We start from the raw sequence: 19,877 nt of genomic DNA, 5'->3' as shown, positions 1-19,877 counted from the left end.
GTTCCGAGCGCAGCTGTGCAGGGATGCCTGCGCTCACCCGAGCCACACCGTGGTCTCACCCGGCAGCATGCCGTCGCCGGCGTCGAGCGGGCCGGACGCCAGCAGCACCTCGCCGGACGGCATCGGCACCGGAGCCGTCCCGAGGTTCGACACCGATCGCCAGCCGCCGTGCCGGGCGAACGCCACGACGTCTTCACCGGCGTCGAGCCACGTCAGTTCCTCGCCTCGCTGCAGCCGTCGCCGGGTGGTGGTCGCCAGCCGGTAGAGCGACAGCGTCGACGCGGGGTCGCCGTCCTCGGCCTCGACCGACGAGTCGCCGAAGTCCGCCGGTTGCGGCAGGTGCGGCGCGACGTCGCCGAAGCCGAACGACGGACCGGTCCGGGTCCACGGGATCGGCACGCGGCACCCGTCCCGGCCCTTCACCGTGTGCCCGGTCCGGAGCCACTTCGGGTCCTGCAGCAGCTCGTGCGGGATCGCCGGGGCCTCGTGCAGCCCGAGCTCCTCGCCCTGGTACAGGTACGTCGACCCCGGCAGCGCCAGGATCAGCAGCGTCGCCGCTCGCGCCCGCCGTTCCCCGCGCTGCCGGTCGAGCTCGGGCTCGGTGCCGTCGGTGAGCAGCCAGGCGTCGGTGTCCGTGCCGTCGGGCAGGCCGTAGCGCGTCGCGTGCCGGACGACGTCGTGGTTCGACAGCACCCACGTCGAGGACGCCCCGGACTCGGCCGACATGGCGAGGTTCCGCTCGATGATCGTCCGGAAGGTCCGGGCGTCGTACGGCGCCTCGAGCAGGTCGAAGTTGAACGCCTGTCCGAGCTCGGTCGGCCGGGCGTAGAGCACGCGACGGGGCGCGGGGGCCCAGGCCTCGGCGATCGCAGCACGGGGCGGGTCGTACTCGTCGAGCACGGAGCGCCAGGTCGCGAAGATCTCGTGCACCTCGTCGCGGTCGTACAGCGGGTCGGACCCGTCGAGCGGCAGGGCCTTCTCGTCCGAGGGCCGGTACGGCGTCGACAGGTCCTTCGCGAGCCCGTGCGCGACGTCGACCCGGAAGCCGTCGACCCCGCGGTCGGACCAGGACCGCAGCGTGAGCTCGAAGTCCGCGCGGACCTCGGGGTTCGACCAGTCGAGGTCGGGCTGCTCCGGTGCGAACAGGTGCAGGTACCACTGCCCGTCCGGCACCCGCGTCCACGCGCTACCACCGAAGTTCGACACCCAGTCGCTCGGCGGCAGCTCGCCGGACTCCCCCGCCCCGTCGCGGAACACGTACCGCGCACGCTCGGGCGACCCCGGCGCGGCGGCCAGCGCCTGGCGGAACCAGTCGTGCTGGTCGGAGGTGTGGTTCGGCACGACGTCGACGATCACGCGGATGTCGTGCTCGTGCGCGGTGCGGATGAACGCGTCGACGTCGTCGAGCGTGCCGAGGCGCGGGTCGACGTCACGGTAGTCCGCCACGTCGTACCCACCGTCGGCGAGCGGCGACGGGTAGAAGGGCGAGAGCCACACCGCGTCCACGCCGAGCGACGCCAGGTACGGCACACGGCTCGTGATGCCCGCGATGTCGCCCAGGCCGTCCGCGTCGGTGTCCGCGAAGCTCCGCGGGTACACCTGGTACACGACGGCCTGGCGCCACCAGTCCGGGTCGGTGGTCCGCGGGGTGCTGGCGGGCGTCCGGTGGGTGCTCACCGGGCCAACCTACCCAGCCGGTCCGGGCCGGGCCGGGAATGCAGCGTCCAGGGTCTGCATTGGTTGTCCCTGACACCATTCCGTGGCCGAACGGTCACGGACAGAAGGGAACCACCATGACGAACGTCCTCGCTCTCGTCGGCAGCCTGCGCGCCGGCTCGATCAACCGGAAGCTCGCCGAGGCCGCCGAGCAGCACGCTCCCGAGGGGATCACGCTCACCACCTTCGACGGCATCGTCGACCTGCCCTTCTACAACGAGGACATCGACGGCGACACCCCGCCGGCCGCAGCCGTCGCCTTCCGTGACGCCGTCGCCGCCGCGGACGCCGTCCTGCTCGTCACCCCCGAGTACAACGGCACCATGCCGGCCGTGCTGAAGAACGCGCTCGACTGGGGCTCGCGTCCGTTCGGCGCCTCGCCGCTGTCCGGCAAGCCGCTCGCCGTCATCGGTTCGGCCTTCGGCCAGTACGGCGGCGTGTGGGCGCACGACGACGCCCGGAAGTCCGCGGGCATCGCCGGCGCGAAGGTCCTGGAGGACGTCAAGGTCGCCATCCCGCAGTCGGTCGTCCGGTTCGCCGAGACGCACCCGCGTGAGGACGCCGAGGTCGTCGAGCTCGTGCAGGGCGCGCTCCGCGCCCTGGCCGACGCGGCGGACGAGCGCGTCGCGGTCTGAGCCGACCCGGTCACCGCCCGGTGACCAGGAGACGGACGGGAGGCGCGGTGCCGGCTGGTGCCGCGCCTCCCGTCCGTCGGTGCGGACGTCACGACCCGTCCACAGCACGCGGATCCGCTAGGTGGACGAGATACCAGACGGGTTACCCTGAACGACATGTCGACGCAGGAGATCACGGAGGCGTCGGGGTACTGGTTCCCCGACGACGACGCCACCCAGCGCGGTGTCGCCGTGCTGAACGCCCTGCGCCGGTACCGAGCGGCCGAGACGGCCATGCGGCGGCGGACCCGTGACTCGATGGGCATGGGTGAGACCGACCTGCTCGCCGTCCGCTACCTGCTGCAGGCCCAGCGCGCCGGACGGATCGTCAAGCCGAAGGACCTGGCCGCCTACCTGAAGATCTCGTCGGCATCGACCACGATCCTGATCGACCGGCTCGTGAAGTCGAACCACGTCCGTCGCGACCCGCACCCCACCGACCGTCGCGCACTCGTGATCACCCCGACGACGGAGACCGACGACGAGGTCCGGGCCACCCTCGGCGTCATGCACCGGCGGATGATGTCGATCGCCGAGGGCCTGTCCGCTTCCGACGCCCGCGTGATCGCGACCTTCCTCGAGCGGATGCGCGACGCCGTCGACCAGGTGGACCCCGCACCGGAGCACTGAGTGCCGGACGCCGAGCGACACCGGCGACGGAGCAGACGGACCCCGCGGGGGACGCCCGGGTGCACGTGCACTGGGAACGCGCACCGCGCGACCGCGTAGACCGGAAGGGTCACCGATCGCGAAAGGAGCCGATCATGCACGCATCGGACAAGCTCGCCGCCAACCTCCAGGCCGTCCTCGTGGACCTCATCGACCTGCACGTGCAGGGCAAGCAGGCCCACTGGAACATCCTCGGGACCAACTTCCGCGACCTCCACCTGCAGCTCGACGAGATCGTCGACGCCGCCCGTGAGTTCGCCGACGACACCGCGGAGCGCATGCGCGCGCTCTACGCCGTGCCTGACGGCCGCTCGGCCACCGTGGCACAGTCGAGCCACCTCGACCCGTTCCCGGAGGGCGAGGTCTCGACGCACGACGCCATCGACCTCGTGACCCTGCGCCTGTACCAGGCCACGGGCACCATGCGCGACGTGCACGACGAGGTCGACGACGAGGACCCGACGACCGCGGACCTGCTCCACGGCTTCATCGAGCGCCTCGAGCAGCTCGCCTGGATGGTCTCCGCCGAGAACCGCGCCCCGCGCACGCCCCTCGCTGCGGCGACGAGCCCGGCGACCGCCGAAGCCTCCACCGCCTCCTGACCGTGGACCTCGGGATCCAGGGCAGGACCGCCCTGGTCTTCGGTGGCGACTCCGGCATCGGCTGGAACACGGCTCGCATCCTCCTTGCCGAGGGTGCGACCGTGGTCGTCACCGACCTCGACCAGGGCCGGCTCGACACGAGCGCCGACCAGCTCGAGGCGCCGCACGGCAAGCTATTCGCCTTCGCCGCGGACGTGACGGATGCCCAGTCCCTCGCCGCGCTGCACGGGAAGGTGCGCGACGCCGTCGGCGAGATCGACATCCTCGTGCAGTCGTCCGGCATCACGGGCGCGCAGGGGATGTTCCACGAGATCGACGAGCAGGGCTGGCTCGACACCATCGACGTCGACCTGATGGGACCCGTGCGGATCACGCGCGAGTTCATCGGCGACCTGCGGAACGGCGGCTGGGGTCGCATCGTGTACCTCGTCTCCGAGGACGCGTCACAGCCGTACGACGACGAACTCCCCTACTGCGCCGCGAAGGCCGGCGTGCTGTCGTTCGCGAAGGGCCTCTCCCGCTCGTACGCGTCCGAGGGTCTGCTGGTGAACACCGTCAGCCCCGCCTTCATCCACACCCCGATGACCGACGCCATGATGGACAAGCGCGCGAAGGAGCAGGGGACCTCGTTCGACGAGGCGATCTCGAGCTTCCTCGACGAGCAGCGCCCCTACATGGAACTCGGTCGCCGCGGGGAGCCCGAGGAGGTCGCGAACGTCGTCGCCTTCCTCTGCTCCGACCTGGCGAGCTTCGTCAACGGGTCGAACTACCGGGTCGACTCCGGCTCGGTCGCCACCATCTAGGAGAACAATGACCGACTTCCGCTACCTGATCGTCGGAGGCGGGATGGTGGCCGACGCCGCTGCCCGCGGGATCCGCGAGATCGACGCCGACGGGTCGATCGGCATCGTCAGCGAGGAGACCGACCGCCCGTACGCCCGCCCGGCACTGTCGAAGAAGCTCTGGACCGATCCGGAGTTCAGCTGGGACGAGAAGGTCGACCTGCACACCGAGGAGACCGGTGCGACGTTCGTGCTCGGGACGAAGGTGACGGCGATCGACCGCCAGGCGAAGACCGTGACGACCGACGACGGGCAGGCCCACGGGTACGAGCGACTACTGCTCGCGACCGGCGGCAAGCCGCGGAGCCTGCCGGGCCTCTCGCCCTCGTCGCGCGTGCTCGACTACCGCAGCGCCGACGACTACCGCCGCCTCCGCGAGCTCGCCGACGCCGGCGCACACGTCGCCGTCGTCGGCGGCAGCTACATCGGCACCGAGATCGCCGCGGGCATCGTGCAGAACGGCGCCCGGGTGACCCTGGTCACGCCGGACGAGGTCCTCGGTGGACACATGTTCCCGGACGACCTCGCACAGGCGTTCCAGCAGCGGTTCGTCGACCACGGGGTCGAACTCCGCACCGGGAGCCGCGTCGAGCAGGGCACCGAGTCGGACGGAGGGGTGTCCCTGACGCTCGACGACGGGTCGGTCCTCGAGGCCGACGCGGTCGTCGCCGGACTCGGCATCGAGCCGCAGACGCAGCTCGCCGCCGACGCCGGTCTCACGGTGCGCGACGGCATCGTGGTGTCGTCGACGCTCGTGACCGACGACGAGTCGGTGTTCGCCGCGGGCGACGTCGCCGAGTACCCGGACCGCATCCTCGGCACGCGTCGGGTCGAGCACGTCGACAACGCGAAGGAGCAGGGCCGTCAGGTCGGGCGGAACCTCGCCGACGCGGACGAGACCTACGACCACACGCCGATGTTCTACTCGAACGTGTTCGACACGGGCTACGAGGCCGTCGGCCAGGTCTCGACCGAGCTGCAGACCGTCGAGGACTGGCAGGAACCCCTGACCACCGGCGTCGTCTACTACCTGGACGACGACGACACGGTCCGCGGCGTGCTGCTCTGGAACGTCTCCGACAAGACCGACGATGCACGCAAGGTGCTCACCGACGCCCACGGTCTGACGCGGGACATGCTGCCGGGGCGCATCACGCCGTGATGTCCGCGTCCTGACGCGACGGCCTGGAGGCGCGGCTCGACCTGACGGGGCCGGGTCGCGCCTCCAGGCCGTCGCCGTCCCCGCTGACGCACGTCAGCGCTGGTCGTTCCGGTGCTGGTCGCGCACCTCGGGTGCGACGTCGTCGACCACCTCGCGGCGGTCGTGCGGATCCACGGGGATCCCGTCACCGTCCGCCATCGCGACCGCGTGCGCGGACTTCGCCCGCTCCAGTTGCTCGTCGTCGCCCTTCGCCATCCCGAACAGCTCGATGAACCGCGACTTCACGACCAGCCAGGCGTCCTTCGCGCCGAGCCGGGCGAGGTCGGACGACGTCGTGTCGTCCCGGACGCGCTGCAGCGACCCGACACCCCGGTCGGTGATCCGCCCGTCCACGTGCGCGACGGCGAGCCGGGCCACCGCGTCCGCCTGCGCGTGCATCACCGAGTGGGCACCGTCGACGACCTCGCGCAGCACCGCGTGCGGGAACACCCGGGCGAGCGACCGGACCCAGTCACGCGGCACCAGGGCGTCGTGCTCGCCGCGGACGATGAGCGTCCGGGCCTGCACCTCGGCGGCGCGGTCCTCGATCGGGAACGCGATCATCCGGGGCAGCACCTTCCGGAACCAGTGCCACCCGCAGAGCGCGTACGCGGTGACGGCGTGCCAGCGGACGGCGGCGGGCTCGTGCAGCGCGGACCGCAGGAACCGGAACGCCGACTTCGGGATGCTCCGGGCGCGGCTGTCGACGACCGGGCTGATGAGCACGAGGTCGCGGATGTGCGGGTTCCGCGCGGCGACCTCGGTGACGACCTGGGTGCCCATCGAGTGCCCGACGAGCACCGGGTCCTCGAGCCGCAGCTCGCGGATGACCTGCTCGACGGCGTCCGCGTACCGCTCGATCGACACGGCACCGCGGAACCGCGGGACCCCGGCGAAGCCCGGCAGGTCGAGGGCGTGCACCGGGCCGTTCTCGTTGAGGTGCGGCGCGAGTCGTTCGTAGTAGGTGGCGGCGATGCCGAGACCGGCCACGAGGACGAACGCCCGGTCGCCGGGGTGCCCGATCGAGCTGACGCGGACGTAGGTGCCGTCGACGGCGATGCGGTCGACCTCGACCTGCACGTCGGCGTCCTCGGCCCGTGCGAGCGCACCGGTGGGGTCGGGAGCGGCCGGCGGGGTCCGGTCGTCCTGTTCGTCCTGTTCGTCCACGGGGCCTCCTGGGATCGGCGACCTCCTACGGTACCCGCGGTTCAGCCGCCGAACGCGGACGCCGGAGCGCCGTGCACCCGCGTGGGCACCGCGAAGACCGCGCCGGAGTGCGGGTACTGCTCGAGCTGTTCCTCGGTGCTGTTCTCCCGCGCGGTGCCGACGAAGAGCGTCGACCAGTCCGGACCACCGAAGGCCACCGAGGTGACGTTCGGAGCCGGCACCTCGACGGTCTCGAGGTGCCGGCCCTCGGCGTCCCACCGCTCCACGCGGCCGGCGCCGTAGACCGCCGTCCAGAAGCAGCCCTCGTCGTCGCGCACCAGTCCGTCGTGCGCAGCGCCGCTGACGAACGGTTCGAGCTCGCCGAGGTCGCCCTCGGGGCCGTACGCGCCGCGGTAGATCGTCGAGGTGCTCGTGTCCGTGACGTACATGACGCTGCCGTCGGCCGACCACTCGATGCCGTTCGTCACGCCGAAGCCGCCGCGGAGCACCCGCGTCGTGCCGTCGGGCTCGATCGAGTACAGCGCCCCCGAGGGGTCCTCGTCCGAGAGGTCCATGCTGCCGACGAGGAACCGGCCGAACGGGTCGCACTTGCCCTCGTTGAACCGCATCGCGGTGGTCGCGTGGTGCACCCGGACCAGTTCGCGCTCGACCACGCCGCGCTCGTCGGTGAGCACGACCGTGTCGCCGAGCGCTGCGACGAACCCGCCGGTGGCTCGGGGCTGGAAGCTCGCCAGGGGCGGCGGCAGCGCGACGCTCGACTCGACGGTGCCGTCCGCGCGGGCGGTGGTGAGCAGCCCGAGGGTGATGTCCGTCCAGCGGAGCCGCTCCGTGGTCGGATCCCAGACGATGCTCTCCGCGAGCACGGCCTGTTCGTCGCAGAAGACGGTCACGGGCCCGGTCACGGCGTCGGTGTGCATGCGTCCCCGTCTACCGGGGACGGCGTGCACGGCCTGCCAGCGAAATGCCGAGCATTCACGGCCGAGGGACCCCGAGTGGCACGTTCGACGGGTCGAGACCGCGATCGCCGCGCTGCCCGCACGACACCTCGTCGTCATCGGCACGCTGACCGATCTCCGGCGGGAGGAACGCGCCAGAGCCGTCTGCCTCGAGCGCCTCGGGTGGGAACTCGCCGTCCTCGGCGTCTCGGTCCTGACGCTCGAGCGTCGAGCAGCAGCGCTGGACACCCGTGATCTCCGGGTCGTCGAGGCGCTCCGCGGCCGACGAGTGATCCCCTCGTCGCTGCGGATCGAGCACGGCGATCCACGCTGCGAGCCGCTGCTGTGGTTGCCGGACCAGGTCCTCGGTGCCATCGGACGAGCGGTCACCGATGCTCGGCCCCTACCGGTACCCCTGGCGAGCGCCGTCGAGACGTTCGAGGTCGAGCCCTGACGCGCGGACGACCCTCGGACAGCGCTGGAGCCGGGACCTGGTATACCCCAGGTGCACCGGCTCCGACTTCTCATCCCCCCAGCAGGAGGCGAGCTGCTGCCAACATATCAGAGGCGCGCGAAGCGGGCGCGGAAGAAGCTCCAGACGCCGTACGCCAGGAAGGCGACGCCGATCGCGACGAGCAGCACCGACCCGGCGGGGAGCTGCCGCACCGCATCGAAGGCCCCGTCGAGCCCGGTCGCCTGGCCGGGATCGCTCCGGAAGCCCGCCACGGCGATGAGCACGCCGACGACGACCACGGCCAGGCCCTTGCCGACGTACCCGACGACGGCGAGCACGGTGACCGGTCGGTCCAGGCTCCGCGGCGGTCGGACGATGTGCTTCCGGAACGAGCGGCGGCACCCGATGACGACGAGTCCGACGCCGATCGCGATCGCGACGGCTGCCGCGGCGAGCAGCAGGAACACCCCGCCGGGCGTCGCGAGCGCCTGGGCGGCGGCGCTCCGGCTCGATCCGCTCGAGCTCTTCCCCACGCCGAGCGCGAACGTCGCGGCGGAGTACGACACGACGCCGTAGACGATCGCCTTGCCGACGTCCTTCGCCCGAGCCGCCCACCCGCGGGCGCTGTCGGACCGGCCGCCGACGACGGCCTCGAGCAGGAGCCGCAGGGTGAGCGCGGCGGTCCCGACGGCGACGGCCCAGAGCAGGACGACGCCGCCGGGCACCCTCGCGAGCTGCTCGAGGGCACCGGACTGGTCGGTCTCGCTGCCCGAGGACGCGTTCCCGAAGCCGAGGAGCACGACCAGGTAGCCGATGAGCAGGTGGACGACGCCGCTGCCGACGTAGCCGGCCCGCGCCGTCAGCTCGAACCACCTGCTGTCGGCGACGCGCCGCGCCTGACGTCCGGTCTCGCGTGCCGCTCGTTCCGCCTGGTCGCTCATCCCCTCGAGCCTGCCCGCCGCGCGGTCCGCTGTCCGCCGCGGTGCGCCTCGGGACCGGTGCGCGCCGGGACCGGTGCGAGACGTGCCCGGTGCGGGACAGGGCCGGTGCGAGACGGGTCCCGGCCGACGTCGGGCGGGAGGCGCGTGGCGGACACGGCCACGCGCCTCCCGTCCGCGGTCAGTCACCCTTGACGTTGACGACCTGCCGCAGCGTGTGCCGGATCGTCACCAGGTCGGTGGCGTCCGCCATGACCTGGTCGATCGGCTTGTACGCCGCGGGGATCTCGTCGAGGAACGCGTCGGTGTCGCGGTACTCGATCCCCGCCATCGCCTCGCGCAACTGCTCGTGCGTGAAGGTCCGCCGGGCAGCGGAGCGCGAGAACAGCCGCCCGGCCCCGTGCGGCGAGGACTCGAGCGACGGCTTGTTCCCGAGCCCCTCGACCACGTACGAGGCGGTGCCCATGGAACCCGGGATGAGGCCGGGCTGTCCGGCTGCGGCCTGGATCGCTCCCTTGCGGGACACCCAGACGCTCTTGCCCCAGTGCGTCTCGCGCTGCGTGAAGTTGTGGTGGCAGTTGATCCGCTCCTGCTCGTCCACCTGCCGGCCGAGCACCTCGGACAGCTGCCGGACGACCCGGTCCATCATCTCCTCGCGGTTGAGCAGGGCGAAGTGCTGCGCCCACCGGAGCTCGGCGATGTACCGGTCGAACTCCGGCGTGCCCTCGACGAGGTAGGCCAGGTCGGGGTCCGGCAGCTCGATCCACCAGCGCTGCATCATCCGCTTCGCGACCGCGATGTGCCGCTGCGCGATCTTGTTGCCGACGCCCCGCGAGCCGGAGTGCAGGAACAGCCAGACCCGGTCCTGCTCGTCGAGCGAGACCTCGATGAAGTGGTTGCCCGAGCCGAGCGTACCGAGCTGGTTCCGCCAGCCGCCGTGCGCCCAGGCGGGGTCGAAGCCGGCGGCCTCGGCCATCGTCTCGAGCTCGGCGATCCGCGGCTCGGCGGTGGCGACGACCTTGCGGTTCGACGCTCCGGCCGACAGCGGGACGGCGCGCTCGATCTGCTCACGCAGCGGCTGCAGGTCGCTCGGCAGGTCGGCCTTCCCGAACTGCGTGCGGACCGCGATCATGCCGCAGCCGATGTCGACGCCGACGGCCGCGGGCATCACCGCACCGAGGGTCGGGATGACGGAGCCCACGGTGGCGCCGAGCCCGAGGTGGGCGTCGGGCATGAGCGCGAGGTGCGGGAACACGAACGGCATGCGGGCCGTCGTGCGGGCCTGCTGCTCGGTGTTCTCCTCGAGCATCGAGGCCCAGCTGAGCAATCGGTCGGTGATCTTCTGCACGGTGTTCGTCCTTCGTCGTGACGGTCAACGACGGCCGGGTGGCCGTCGCGGTGACGGCCGGGTGGCCGTCGGGGTGACGGTCCGGGGCGGACGGATCCTGCGTCTCCGCCTCCGGTGCAGTGCACCTGTGGAGGAACGACGGGAGGGACGCCCCGGGCCGGGTGGGCACGGGACGTCCGAGGACGGCGGCGTGCCTACGCGGGTTCGCGGAGGGACTGGTTCGCGTACTGCAGCGCGGGCAGCACGACGAGCGCATCGAGCTGTCGCTCGGTACGGCTGCTGTGCTGCTGGGCGCGCATCGCGGTCCTTCCGTGGGTGCCCGGGGCGGGCGGCCCTGCCCGTCGGGCAGGAGGACCGACAGTAGTGCGACACGCCCGGGCTGCACAAGTCGCCCGGGCGTGTCGCGCGCATCGCGGTGCCGCTGGCGCCCGTCAGGGTGATCCCTCCTGCACAGCCGGGAGGCGCGGCCCACCCGTCCACAGCGGGGTACGTCCTGCTGATGGTCGGCTCGTCCCCCCGTGCAGGCTGGTGGTATGACCGAGCGCACCCGCGACACCCCTGACGCGAACGACAACGAGGAACGGACCGACGGCTACGTCCCGCTCCGTTCCTACGGAGCGATCGGTGACGGCCGCACCGTGGCGCTCGTGGCGCGCGACGGTCGGATCGACTGGCTGCCGATCCCCTCGATGGACTCGCCGCCGGTCTTCGCGAGCATCCTCGACGCCGAGCACGGGGGACACATCGCCCTCCGTCCGACCGGCGACGCGAGCGTGGAGCGCGAGTACCTGCCGGGCACGAACGTCCTCGTCACGACGTGGACCACCGAGAGCGGCTCCTGCACGGTCACCGACGCGATGGTCACCGGGGTCGCCGGCCGCCTGCCGTGGGCGGAGATCGGCCGGTGCGTGCAGGGCGTCTCCGGCACGGTCGAGATGGAGTGGGCGGTGGTCCCCGGCACCCTGCTGAACACGGCGGAACCACGTCGCATCGACACGGCCAACGGCACGGTGATCGGCATCGACGGCGTGACGATCGGCATCGTGCAGCACGGCTTCGAGCCCGTCCACGACGACGGGCCGCGTTTCTCCGGACGCTTCACCACGAACGAGGGGTCGAAGTCGATCCTGACGATCGTCGGCACCGAGAACGAGCCCATCTTCATGCCCGAACCGGAGCGCACGCTCGACGCGGTCGACCGGACGATCGAGAACTGGTCGACCTGGTCGGAGACCTTCTCGTACGACGGGCCCTGGGCCGACGCCGTCCAACGCAGTGCGCTCGCGCTGAAGCTGCTCATCTACTCGCCCACGGGGGCGATCGCGGCGGCACCGACGACGAGCCTGCCCGAGGACCGCACGGGCGGCAAGAACTGGGACTACCGCTTCGCCTGGGTGCGCGACCTGTCCTACACCGTGCACGCCCTCACGCGCTTCGGGCTCCGCGAGGAGACGCACGCGGCGGTGTCGTGGGTGATGCGCACCATCGCCGAGCACGACGAGACCATGCCGATCTTCTACGACCTGAACGGCGCGAAGACCGACGGTGTCGAGGAGCGCGACGTCCCGGGGTGGAACGGCATCGGCCCCGTCACCATCGGCAACCGCGCCGGCGACCAGCTGCAGCTCGGTGTGTGGGGCGACGTCTTCGAGATCCTGCGCCAGTACGTGAAGGCGGGCAACGTGCTCGACCGGCAGACCGCCGGCGTGCTGGAGCGGCTCGCCGACGACGCCTGCCACCGGTGGCCCGAGCAGGACTCCGGCATGTGGGAGCTGCAGGAGGCGCAGCACTACGTCTCGAGCAAGATCGGGTGCTGGCAGGCCCTCGACGCCGCGGTGGAGCTCCACGACGCGGGCATGATCGACGGGCCGCGCGACAAGTGGATCGAGAACCGCGAGCTCATCGAGCAGTGGGTCGCCGAGCACGGGTGGGACGAGGAACGCGGGTACTACGTGATGTACCCGGGGTCCGACGCCCTCGACACGTCGATCCTGCTGCACGCGATGTCGTCGTTCGACCGCGGCCCCCGCATGGCGTCGACCATCCGCGCCATCGAGGCCCAGCTGCAGCGCGGCCCGCTGGTCTACCGGTACTCCGGCATGGACCAGGAGGAATCGCCGTTCGTCGCCTGCTCGTTCTGGCTCGCGGCGGCGATGGCCTGCACCGGCCGTGTGGACGACGCCCGGACGCTGATGGACGAGATGGTGGCACAGGCGAACGACGTCGGCCTGTTCAGCGAGATGCTGAGCGCCGAGGACGGCGCCTTCATGGGGAACATCCCGCAGGGGCTGTCGCACCTGGCGCTGATCCAGGCCGCGCTGACGATCGAGGAGGTCGCGGCCGAGTCCTGAGCGGGTGGCAGGGCCGGGTGGATCCGGGCACCCGGGTCCCTCGTTCGGCGGGCTCACGGCCTGCTCAGCCCAGGGTGATCGCCACGAGGCCGGCCACGCCGACCAGGTAGAGCACGACCACGACGAACGAGTCGACACCCATCCCGATGATCCGCCGCCTCGGTCGGAACACCAGACCGACCGCGTAGACGAGGGTCAGCAGCGCGGCCAGCGCAGTCAGGTACACGTCGCTCGCGTTCGCCTGCGGGAGCACGGCCCTGCCGGAGAGCACCGTGGCGACGAGGAACAGCACCGGTAGGAAGGCGTTGCCGCCGAAGATGTCCGACACGGCCAGGTTGTCGTCGCCCTGCCGGACGGCCTGGATGCCGGTGGAGATCTCCGGCAGGCTCGTCGCGAGGGCCAGGACCGTCGCGCCGAAGAGCACCCCGGACAGCCCGATCTGCTCGGAGGCTGCGTCGCCGGCGCGTTCGAGCACCACGCCGGCCACGAGCGTCGCCAGGGCGGACACCGTGAAGACGATCGCCGCCTTCCTCGTGCTCATCCGGGGCGGGTCGTGCTTCCGGGTGCGGTGTCCCGAGGTGTGCGGCGAGGCGTCCGGCGCACGTCCGTCCTCGTGCCAGGGCAGCCCCTTGCCGGCGCGCTGCACGAGCAGGAGACCGACGACCCAGATGGCCGCGATGAGCACCACGTCCGGCGTGAGACGAGCGACGACGAGGTCCGGCGGCAGCTGGCTCCCTGCGACGACGACGGCGAGCACGGCCACGACGACGATCGCCTCGAGCACGAGGGTCAGCGACGCAGCGCGGTAGGTCAGCGGTCGCACGCCCTTCCCGCGCTTGCCGAACGCGTCGAGGACCGCGATCACGACCGTCTGCAGGGCGATGCCGCCGAGGATGTTGCCCGCGGCGACCTCGATGTTCCCGGACAGCCCGGCGCTGACGGTGATGGCGATCTCGGGCAGGTTCGTCGCGACGGCGAGCACGATGAGGCCCCCCAGCGCACTGCCGAGGTGCAGTCGCTCGTCGAGGACGTCGGTGGTCTTCGACAGTTGGATGCCCGCGATCCAGATGACCGCGGCGCCGGCCACGAAGACCACGACGAGGAGCCAGAGCGGTAGTGATCCCATGCCCTCGACCGTGGACCCCGCCTGCCGGGACCGCTCCGAGCCGCGCGTCGAGCGGCTCGGCCGCCGCTTCGTCGGACGGTGAGGTCGTCCGCCGCTGAGCACACCGTCGGGGGTGCGGCGCATGATGGACGGGCGATGAACGACGTCGACGCACGCATGGACCGGCTGCGACGAGCTGCCCGGTACCGGTACCAGCAGCTGGTGGACAGCGAGATCGAACGCGGCTCCCTCGACCCGGACGAGGTCCGGGAGGAACGACGTCTCCTCCGACTGCAGGACGTCGAGCGCCACGCGCGCGCCCGCATCGAGGAAGCCGAGCGCCGCGGCGTGTTCGAGGGCAACCCCTACCACGGCAAGCCACTGCCGGGGAACGACGGGCGGCACGACCCGGACTGGTGGATCAAGGCGAAGATCGAGCGCGAGGACATCCGCGGCATCGCGCCACCGGCGTTGGCGCTGCGGACCGAGGACGCCGAACTCGACGACCACCTCGACGCCCTCACCACCGAGGACGACGTCCGTGCGGTCCTCGTGGACTTCAACGCCCGGGTGAAGGAGGCCCGGCGACAGCTGCTCGGCGGGCCACCGGTCGTCACGCCGATGCGCGACGTCGACGCCGAGGTGGGGCGGTGGCGCGAGCGGCGCGACGCCCGTCGCGCTGCGGACGAGCGGGCTGCCGCCGATCGCGCGGCTGCGGAGCAGGCGGCACGACCGCGTCGGTGGTGGCGGCGTGCCTGACGTGCGCTGCGCGACCGCGTGCGGTGCGCGATCACCTGACCGGGCGTCCCGCGGACCGCGGCCGACGGCGAGGAGGCGGGTCGTACCTCCAGGCCGAGTGCCGGTCGTCCCGGGTGCGCGGAAGGCGCCGTCCCCGTGGTCGGGGGCGGCGCCTTCTGGTGTGTGGTGCGGGGGTGTTACTTGATCTGGGCGGTGATGGTCGCGGTGCCGACCAGCAGGCCGGCCTTGACGGCGTCGGTCTTGAAGGTCTGGTTCAGCAGGCCCGCAGCGTCCGAGGACACGTGCACGGTGGTGCCGGTCAGGATCGCGTTGTCACCCTCGAGCTGCAGCGGCTTCAGCGTGCCACCGTGCAGCGAGAACAGGTACGCGTTCGACGCGGCGACCTGACCGTTGACCAGGACGTCACCGTAGAGCTTGGACGAGCCCGGGTTCACGACGAAGTTCTCCAGCGTGACCGTGGTGTCGCCGGCCTTGAGGGTCAGGCCCGAGTCGTCGTGGTTCAGCAGCCCCTGCACGTAGGGACGGTAGTTGCCGTCCGGCGACCAGTACGTGACCGAACCGGCGGTGATCGGGAACGACACCGACCCGTTCTCGAGCTTGGCGTTGCCGGACACACCCGGGGTCAGCCCCAGCGAGGTCAGCGCGTCGGTGAAGCCCGAGTCGAGCGCGACCGCGGTGTTGCCACCCTTGACCTCCGGCACCGACGCGACCGGCGCCGGGATCTTCGAGTCGGACGAGGACGACACCGTGTGCACGTTCGGGGTCGCGGCGTTCGCGGTGCTGATGCCGAACGCGGCACCACCGAGGACGAGGGCGCCGGTGGTGGCGAGGGTGATCGTGGTCTTCATGGACTTGCGCATGATGGTTCCTTCCGTTGTCGCGCTCGGCGCGATTCCCTGAGTGCGCGCCGAACACACCCCGCAGAGGGGTGGAGAACCAGCTACCTGCGGCTGGTGAGCGCTCCGGGTGTTTCCCGGCTTGTGACAGTGTTTCGTCGCCCTCCTCGGATCGGATTGGACGACGTTCCTGGGGAGATCCTGTCCCCCACTCCGTAGCGTGAGGGCATGGCCCCCGCACACATCCCGAGCACCGACCGGATCCGGGCGATCGACGCCTGGTGGCGTGCCGCGAACTACCTGACCGTCGGGCAGATCTACCTGCTCGACAACCCGCTGCTCACCCGCCCCATCGACCCGGACGACGTCAAGCCGCGCCTGCTCGGGCACTGGGGCACCTCGCCTGCGCTCAACCTCGTCTACGCGCACTGCAACGCGCTCATCGCCGAGACCGACCGCGACCTGCTCTACGTGTGCGGTCCCGGGCACGGTGGTCCCGCGATGAACGCCAACGCCTGGCTCGAGGGGACCTGGGGCGAGCTGTACCCCGACATCACGCCGGACCCCGAGGGCCTGCGGAAGTTCTTCCGGCAGTTCTCGTTCCCCGGCGGCATCCCGTCGCACGCCGCTCCGGAGACGCCGGGCTCGATCCACGAGGGCGGCGAGCTCGGCTACTCCCTCGCGCACGCGTACGGCGCGGCTCTCGACAACCCCGACCTCGTGGTGGCCTGTGTCGTCGGCGACGGCGAGGCCGAGACCGGACCGCTGTCCGGGTCGTGGCAGGCGCACACGTTCCTCGACCCGGTGTCCGACGGGGCGGTGCTGCCGATCCTCAACCTCAACGGCTGGAAGATCGCGAACCCGACGATCCTCGCCCGGATCCCGGACGAGGACCTCACCGCGTACTTCCGCGGCCTCGGGTACGACCCGATCGTCGTCGACTCGGCGCGCGTCGACCACGACCCCTTCGCGGTGCACGCACTGTTCGACGGTGCACTGCGTCGGGCGCTCGCGAGCATCGACGACATCCAGGCCGCGGCACGGGCACAGGCGCAGCGGGCCGCAACCGGACAGCCGGCAGGCGCAGCCGACCTGCGGCCGCGGTGGCCGATGATCGTGCTCCGTACCCCGAAGGGCTGGACCGGCCCGCAGGAGGTCGACGGTGAGCGCGTCGAGGGCACGTTCCGCGCCCACCAGGTCCCCCTGCCCGCGGTCCGCGAGGACGCCGGGCACCGCGAGCAGCTCGAGGAGTGGATGCGGAGCTACCGTCCGGACGAGCTCTTCGACGCCGACGGCCAGCCGACCGGCATTCTCACGACCATCCGTCCGCAGGGCGACCACCGGATGAGCGCCACCCCGCACGCGAACGGCGGTCGGATCCGCACGGCCCTCGACCGGCCACCGCTCGAGCCCTACGCGGTGCCGGTCGGCGAGGACGCCAGCTCGACGGCGACCCTCGGGCCGTGGCTCGCCGAGCTCACCTCGCGCAACGGATCGTCCTTCCGCCTGTTCGGCCCCGACGAGACGATCTCGAACAAGCTCGACGCCGTGTTCGACGTGACCTCGCGCGTGTGGCGGGCGCGCCGGGCTGCCGGCGACGAGCACCTCGGTGCCCGCGGCCGGGTGATCGAGGTCCTGTCCGAGCACCTGCTCGAGGGCCTGCTCGAGGGCTACGTGCTGAGCGGCCGCCACGGTCTGCTGAACACCTACGAGGCGTTCGCGCACATCATCGACTCGATGGTCGGGCAGTACGCCAAGTGGCTCGAGTCGTCGACCGACATCGACTGGCGCGCACCCGTGTCGAACCTGTCGATCCTGCTGTCCTCGCACGTGTGGCGCCAGGACCACAACGGCTTCTCGCACCAGGACCCGGGGTTCCTCGACGTCGTCGCCTCGAAGCAGCAGGACCTCGTCCGGATCAAGCTGCCGGCGGACGCGAACACCCTGCTCGCCGTCGCCGCGCACGCCTTCGAGACGACCGACCGGATCGAGGTCATCGTCGCGGGCAAGCACCCGGAGCCCGTGTTCCTGTCGATCGAGGACGCCGTCGCGCACGCGGCGGCGGGGCTGGGCGTCTGGGACTGGGCCGGCACGGAGCAGACCGTCGGCCGCGCGGACGTGCTCCTCGCGAGTGCCGGCGACGTGCCGACGGTGGAGGCCGTCGCGGCCGCGGACATCATCCGGAAGCACGCTCCCGAGGTCGGGGTGCGCTTCGTCAACGTCGTGGACCTGCTGTCCCTCGGCGACCCGCGGAAGCACGAGCACCCGATCAGCGACGAGCGCTACGACGAGGTCTTCCTGCCCGGCACCCCGACGGTGTTCGCCTTCCACGGCTACCCGTCGCTCGTGCACCAGCTGACCTACCGCCGGCACGGGCACGACGACCTGCACGTGCACGGCTTCCTCGAGCAGGGCACGACCACGTCGCCGTTCGACATGCTCATGCTCAACGAGATGGACCGCTTCTCGCTGGCGCACGACGCCCTGTCCCGGGTCGACGCCGACGCGCACGCGGACCTGCTCGCGAAGCTCACCGAGGCGCGGGACGCCGCGCGGACCTTCGCCTACACGAAGGGCGAGGACCACCCGTCGCTGTCGGGCTGGGAGTTCCGGGGCTGGCCGCAGGACGAGCCGACCGACGGCGGCACCGGTGGCGACCCCGGTGCCGGTGAGACGGAGGGCGCGGCACCCGGCAACTGACGCCCGTCCGACCCCTCCGGCGGGCAGGTCCTCCTGCACAGCCTGGAGGCACTCCGCACCGTCCACAGGACCGGCCACGCCCGCCGCGTGGCCGGTCCTGTGCTGCCAGGCTCGCGGGCATGGACGTCGGGTGGGTGAGCGCGGTGGTCGCGCTGGTCGGCGCTGCGGTGGCCGCAGCGAGCGTGGTCGTGACCGTCCTCGAGGGACGGCGGACGCGGCGGAATACCGAGTTCTCGGTGCACCGGGACCTCTGGTGGCAGCGTTGGACGTGGGTGGTCGAGCGGGCGCTCTCACGAGACCCGGTCGACCACGACGTAGCGGCGCTCATGACCTACGCCCTGGCGACCCGCTCGTGGGTCACCCGCGATGACGAATGGGTCCTGACGGAACTCGAGAAAGCGGAACGACGGCGTCTCCGGAGACGGGGCACGGCGAAGGAGGACGAACGAGATGATCACGGATGAGCCCGACGACCTGTTCGAGCGTCGACTCGCCAGGGTCGAGCGAGCTGTCAGGAACCTGCTGGCGGACCCGCACTACGGCCCGCTCGTCGAGCCGGAGGGGCGGCTGGAGTTGCTCGAGGACCTCAGGCAGGAGTGGCGGGAGCGCCAGGAGCGCGCCCGTCGTCGAGCGCTGGAGCACGCGACTGCGAGCACCGAAGACTGACGTGCCAGGCTGAGCACGTGCAGGACCTCGTCATCCCCGCTCCGGACGAGCCCTCACTGCCGACCACGTCCGGCGGGCGGTTCCCCGTCCGTCGCGTGTACTGCGTCGGTCGCAACTACGCGGCGCACGCGCGCGAGATGGGGCACGACCCGGACCGCGAGCCACCCTTCTTCTTCTCGAAGCCCGCGAGTGCACTCGTCACGGACGGCGCGGACACCCCCTACCCGCCCGGGACCGACCGGCTCGAGCACGAGGTCGAGCTCGTCGTCGCGCTCGGCCGCGGCGGGTCCGACGTGCCCGTGTCGGACGCCCTCGACCTGGTGTGGGGCTACGGCGTGGGGATCGACCTGACCCGGCGCGACCTGCAGGCCGAGGCGAAGCGGCTCGGCCGTCCGTGGGACCTCGCGAAGGGCTTCGACGCCTCGGCTCCGGTGGGCGCTCTCGTCCCGGCGGCGGGCGTCGACCCGACCGCGGGCGCGATCGAGCTCCGGGTGGACGACGTGCTCCGACAGTCGGGCGACCTGGCGGACCAGATCTGGTCGGTCGCCGAGACCGTCGCGGAACTCTCCCGGTGGGTGACCCTGGCTCCGGGCGACCTGCTGTTCACCGGCACACCCGAAGGCGTCGGACCGCTGCAGCGCGGTGCCGTCGTGGCGGGCTCCGTCCACGGGGTCGGGACGGTGACGACCCGGATCGTCTGACGCCCGGGCACGGCCGTCCCGGTGCGGCCCCGCTCCTGGGGGCGGCCCGACGCCCGTAGCGGCGCCACGCCCATCGCGGCACTGGGCCGGTGCCGGCACGCGCCGCTGGGAGCGCCCGCAGCCGTCCGGCGTAGACATGTCCGTGACGTCGGGGGACCATCGACGTCAGACCACGGGACACCGCGAGCGTGCTCGACGCCGAGCGCGCCGGGG

The 19,877-nt window shown here is 71.8% G+C and carries 19 protein-coding genes; 12 read left to right on the top strand and 7 right to left on the bottom strand.

The annotated features are described in order from the left end of the window. Nucleotides 1–33: 33 nt before the first annotated feature. On the bottom strand, nucleotides 34–1,677 hold the full coding sequence (locus tag QUG98_RS07145; RefSeq protein WP_289469904.1) for a glycoside hydrolase family 13 protein: 1,644 nt from the start codon (nucleotides 1,675–1,677) through the stop codon (nucleotides 34–36). A gap of 116 nt (nucleotides 1,678–1,793) precedes the next feature. On the opposite strand from QUG98_RS07145, the gene QUG98_RS07140 reads away from it, so the two are divergent. From QUG98_RS07140 to QUG98_RS07120, 5 genes are all read left to right on the top strand, one after another. Further along, nucleotides 1,794–2,351 (top strand): NADPH-dependent FMN reductase, encoded by a 558-nt coding sequence (locus QUG98_RS07140; protein ID WP_289469903.1) that lies wholly within the window; start codon nucleotides 1,794–1,796, stop codon nucleotides 2,349–2,351. Between the two features lie 156 nt (nucleotides 2,352–2,507). Next, nucleotides 2,508–3,020, top strand: coding sequence for a MarR family winged helix-turn-helix transcriptional regulator (locus QUG98_RS07135; protein ID WP_289469902.1), 513 nt, complete (start codon nucleotides 2,508–2,510; stop codon nucleotides 3,018–3,020). A 134-nt stretch (nucleotides 3,021–3,154) separates the two neighbouring features. Further along, a complete protein-coding gene (locus QUG98_RS07130) occupies nucleotides 3,155–3,661 on the top strand; it encodes a Dps family protein (RefSeq protein WP_137766295.1) in 507 nt (168 codons plus the stop codon). Between the two features lie 2 nt (nucleotides 3,662–3,663). After that, entirely contained in the window at nucleotides 3,664–4,464 is an 801-nt protein-coding gene (locus QUG98_RS07125; protein ID WP_289469901.1) for an SDR family NAD(P)-dependent oxidoreductase, read from the top strand. Nucleotides 4,465–4,471: 7 nt separating this feature from the next. Continuing rightward, nucleotides 4,472–5,665, top strand: a complete 1,194-nt coding sequence (locus QUG98_RS07120; RefSeq protein WP_289469900.1) for an NAD(P)/FAD-dependent oxidoreductase — start codon at nucleotides 4,472–4,474, stop codon at nucleotides 5,663–5,665. Nucleotides 5,666–5,758: 93 nt separating this feature from the next. On the opposite strand, the gene QUG98_RS07115 is transcribed toward QUG98_RS07120, so the two are convergent. Continuing rightward, nucleotides 5,759–6,871, bottom strand: a complete 1,113-nt coding sequence (locus tag QUG98_RS07115; RefSeq protein ID WP_289469899.1) for an alpha/beta fold hydrolase — start codon at nucleotides 6,869–6,871, stop codon at nucleotides 5,759–5,761. A 41-nt stretch (nucleotides 6,872–6,912) separates the two neighbouring features. After that, nucleotides 6,913–7,788, bottom strand: a complete 876-nt coding sequence (locus QUG98_RS07110) for an SMP-30/gluconolactonase/LRE family protein (RefSeq protein ID WP_289469898.1) — start codon at nucleotides 7,786–7,788, stop codon at nucleotides 6,913–6,915. Here QUG98_RS07110 and QUG98_RS07105 point away from each other — a divergent pair. Further along, entirely contained in the window at nucleotides 7,787–8,260 is a 474-nt protein-coding gene (locus tag QUG98_RS07105; protein WP_289469897.1) for a hypothetical protein, read from the top strand. The genes QUG98_RS07110 and QUG98_RS07105 overlap by 2 nt on opposite strands. A gap of 107 nt (nucleotides 8,261–8,367) precedes the next feature. Here the strand turns inward: QUG98_RS07105 and QUG98_RS07100 are convergent, their stop codons facing one another. Together QUG98_RS07100 and QUG98_RS07095 are read right to left on the bottom strand one after the other, a co-directional pair. Beyond that, nucleotides 8,368–9,201: a DUF1206 domain-containing protein gene (locus QUG98_RS07100; RefSeq protein WP_289469896.1), complete on the bottom strand. Its 834-nt coding sequence runs from the start codon at nucleotides 9,199–9,201 to the stop codon at nucleotides 8,368–8,370. 178 nt (nucleotides 9,202–9,379) lie between these two features. Beyond that, on the bottom strand, nucleotides 9,380–10,546 hold the full coding sequence (locus QUG98_RS07095; protein WP_289469895.1) for an RtcB family protein: 1,167 nt from the start codon (nucleotides 10,544–10,546) through the stop codon (nucleotides 9,380–9,382). Nucleotides 10,547–11,079: 533 nt separating this feature from the next. Between QUG98_RS07095 and QUG98_RS07090 the strand changes: the two genes are divergently transcribed. Then, nucleotides 11,080–12,897 (top strand): glycoside hydrolase family 15 protein, encoded by a 1,818-nt coding sequence (locus QUG98_RS07090; RefSeq protein ID WP_289469893.1) that lies wholly within the window; start codon nucleotides 11,080–11,082, stop codon nucleotides 12,895–12,897. Between the two features lie 64 nt (nucleotides 12,898–12,961). Here QUG98_RS07090 and QUG98_RS07085 read toward each other — a convergent pair whose 3' ends face one another. Beyond that, entirely contained in the window at nucleotides 12,962–14,023 is a 1,062-nt protein-coding gene (locus QUG98_RS07085; protein WP_289469892.1) for a sodium:calcium antiporter, read from the bottom strand. Between the two features lie 135 nt (nucleotides 14,024–14,158). Between QUG98_RS07085 and QUG98_RS07080 the strand changes: the two genes are divergently transcribed. Further along, complete coding sequence (locus tag QUG98_RS07080; protein WP_209676219.1) at nucleotides 14,159–14,761, top strand: DnaJ family domain-containing protein; 603 nt, start codon at nucleotides 14,159–14,161, stop codon at nucleotides 14,759–14,761. A gap of 176 nt (nucleotides 14,762–14,937) precedes the next feature. Here the strand turns inward: QUG98_RS07080 and QUG98_RS07075 are convergent, their stop codons facing one another. Beyond that, entirely contained in the window at nucleotides 14,938–15,621 is a 684-nt protein-coding gene (locus tag QUG98_RS07075; RefSeq protein WP_289469891.1) for an ABC transporter substrate-binding protein, read from the bottom strand. A 204-nt stretch (nucleotides 15,622–15,825) separates the two neighbouring features. Between QUG98_RS07075 and QUG98_RS07070 the strand changes: the two genes are divergently transcribed. The 4 genes from QUG98_RS07070 (at nucleotide 15,826) to QUG98_RS07055 (ending at nucleotide 19,664) form a co-directional block, all read left to right on the top strand. Further along, nucleotides 15,826–18,297, top strand: a complete 2,472-nt coding sequence (locus QUG98_RS07070) for a phosphoketolase family protein (RefSeq protein WP_289469890.1) — start codon at nucleotides 15,826–15,828, stop codon at nucleotides 18,295–18,297. 119 nt (nucleotides 18,298–18,416) lie between these two features. Further along, complete coding sequence (locus tag QUG98_RS07065) at nucleotides 18,417–18,761, top strand: hypothetical protein (RefSeq protein WP_289469889.1); 345 nt, start codon at nucleotides 18,417–18,419, stop codon at nucleotides 18,759–18,761. After that, nucleotides 18,748–18,963 (top strand): hypothetical protein, encoded by a 216-nt coding sequence (locus QUG98_RS07060; protein ID WP_289469888.1) that lies wholly within the window; start codon nucleotides 18,748–18,750, stop codon nucleotides 18,961–18,963. The genes QUG98_RS07065 and QUG98_RS07060 overlap by 14 nt, the downstream gene beginning before the upstream one ends. 17 nt (nucleotides 18,964–18,980) lie before the next feature. Continuing rightward, a complete protein-coding gene (locus tag QUG98_RS07055; RefSeq protein WP_289469887.1) occupies nucleotides 18,981–19,664 on the top strand; it encodes a fumarylacetoacetate hydrolase family protein in 684 nt (227 codons plus the stop codon). Nucleotides 19,665–19,877 lie beyond the last annotated feature (213 nt).

This window comes from Curtobacterium subtropicum (assembly GCF_030362975.1).
Taxonomy (GTDB): Bacteria; Actinomycetota; Actinomycetes; order Actinomycetales; family Microbacteriaceae; genus Curtobacterium; species Curtobacterium subtropicum.
This window is presented reverse-complemented; position numbering and strand designations above follow the sequence as displayed.

What these genes read in the sequence shown, in the direction of transcription:
- QUG98_RS07140 (WP_289469903.1), top strand. Translation starts at nt 1,794, where the DNA reads ATGACGAACGTCCTCGCTCTCGTCGGCAGCCTGCGCGCCGGCTCGATC.
- QUG98_RS07135 (WP_289469902.1), top strand. Translation starts at nt 2,508, where the DNA reads ATGTCGACGCAGGAGATCACGGAGGCGTCGGGGTACTGGTTCCCCGAC.
- QUG98_RS07130 (WP_137766295.1), top strand. Translation starts at nt 3,155, where the DNA reads ATGCACGCATCGGACAAGCTCGCCGCCAACCTCCAGGCCGTCCTCGTG.
- QUG98_RS07120 (WP_289469900.1), top strand. Translation starts at nt 4,472, where the DNA reads ATGACCGACTTCCGCTACCTGATCGTCGGAGGCGGGATGGTGGCCGAC.
- QUG98_RS07105 (WP_289469897.1), top strand. Translation starts at nt 7,787, where the DNA reads ATGCGTCCCCGTCTACCGGGGACGGCGTGCACGGCCTGCCAGCGAAAT.
- QUG98_RS07110 (WP_289469898.1), bottom strand. Translation starts at nt 7,788, where the DNA reads ATGCACACCGACGCCGTGACCGGGCCCGTGACCGTCTTCTGCGACGAA.
- QUG98_RS07100 (WP_289469896.1), bottom strand. Translation starts at nt 9,201, where the DNA reads ATGAGCGACCAGGCGGAACGAGCGGCACGCGAGACCGGACGTCAGGCG.
- QUG98_RS07090 (WP_289469893.1), top strand. Translation starts at nt 11,080, where the DNA reads ATGACCGAGCGCACCCGCGACACCCCTGACGCGAACGACAACGAGGAA.
- QUG98_RS07085 (WP_289469892.1), bottom strand. Translation starts at nt 14,023, where the DNA reads ATGGGATCACTACCGCTCTGGCTCCTCGTCGTGGTCTTCGTGGCCGGC.
- QUG98_RS07080 (WP_209676219.1), top strand. Translation starts at nt 14,159, where the DNA reads ATGAACGACGTCGACGCACGCATGGACCGGCTGCGACGAGCTGCCCGG.
- QUG98_RS07075 (WP_289469891.1), bottom strand. Translation starts at nt 15,621, where the DNA reads ATGCGCAAGTCCATGAAGACCACGATCACCCTCGCCACCACCGGCGCC.
- QUG98_RS07070 (WP_289469890.1), top strand. Translation starts at nt 15,826, where the DNA reads ATGGCCCCCGCACACATCCCGAGCACCGACCGGATCCGGGCGATCGAC.
- QUG98_RS07065 (WP_289469889.1), top strand. Translation starts at nt 18,417, where the DNA reads ATGGACGTCGGGTGGGTGAGCGCGGTGGTCGCGCTGGTCGGCGCTGCG.
- QUG98_RS07060 (WP_289469888.1), top strand. Translation starts at nt 18,748, where the DNA reads ATGATCACGGATGAGCCCGACGACCTGTTCGAGCGTCGACTCGCCAGG.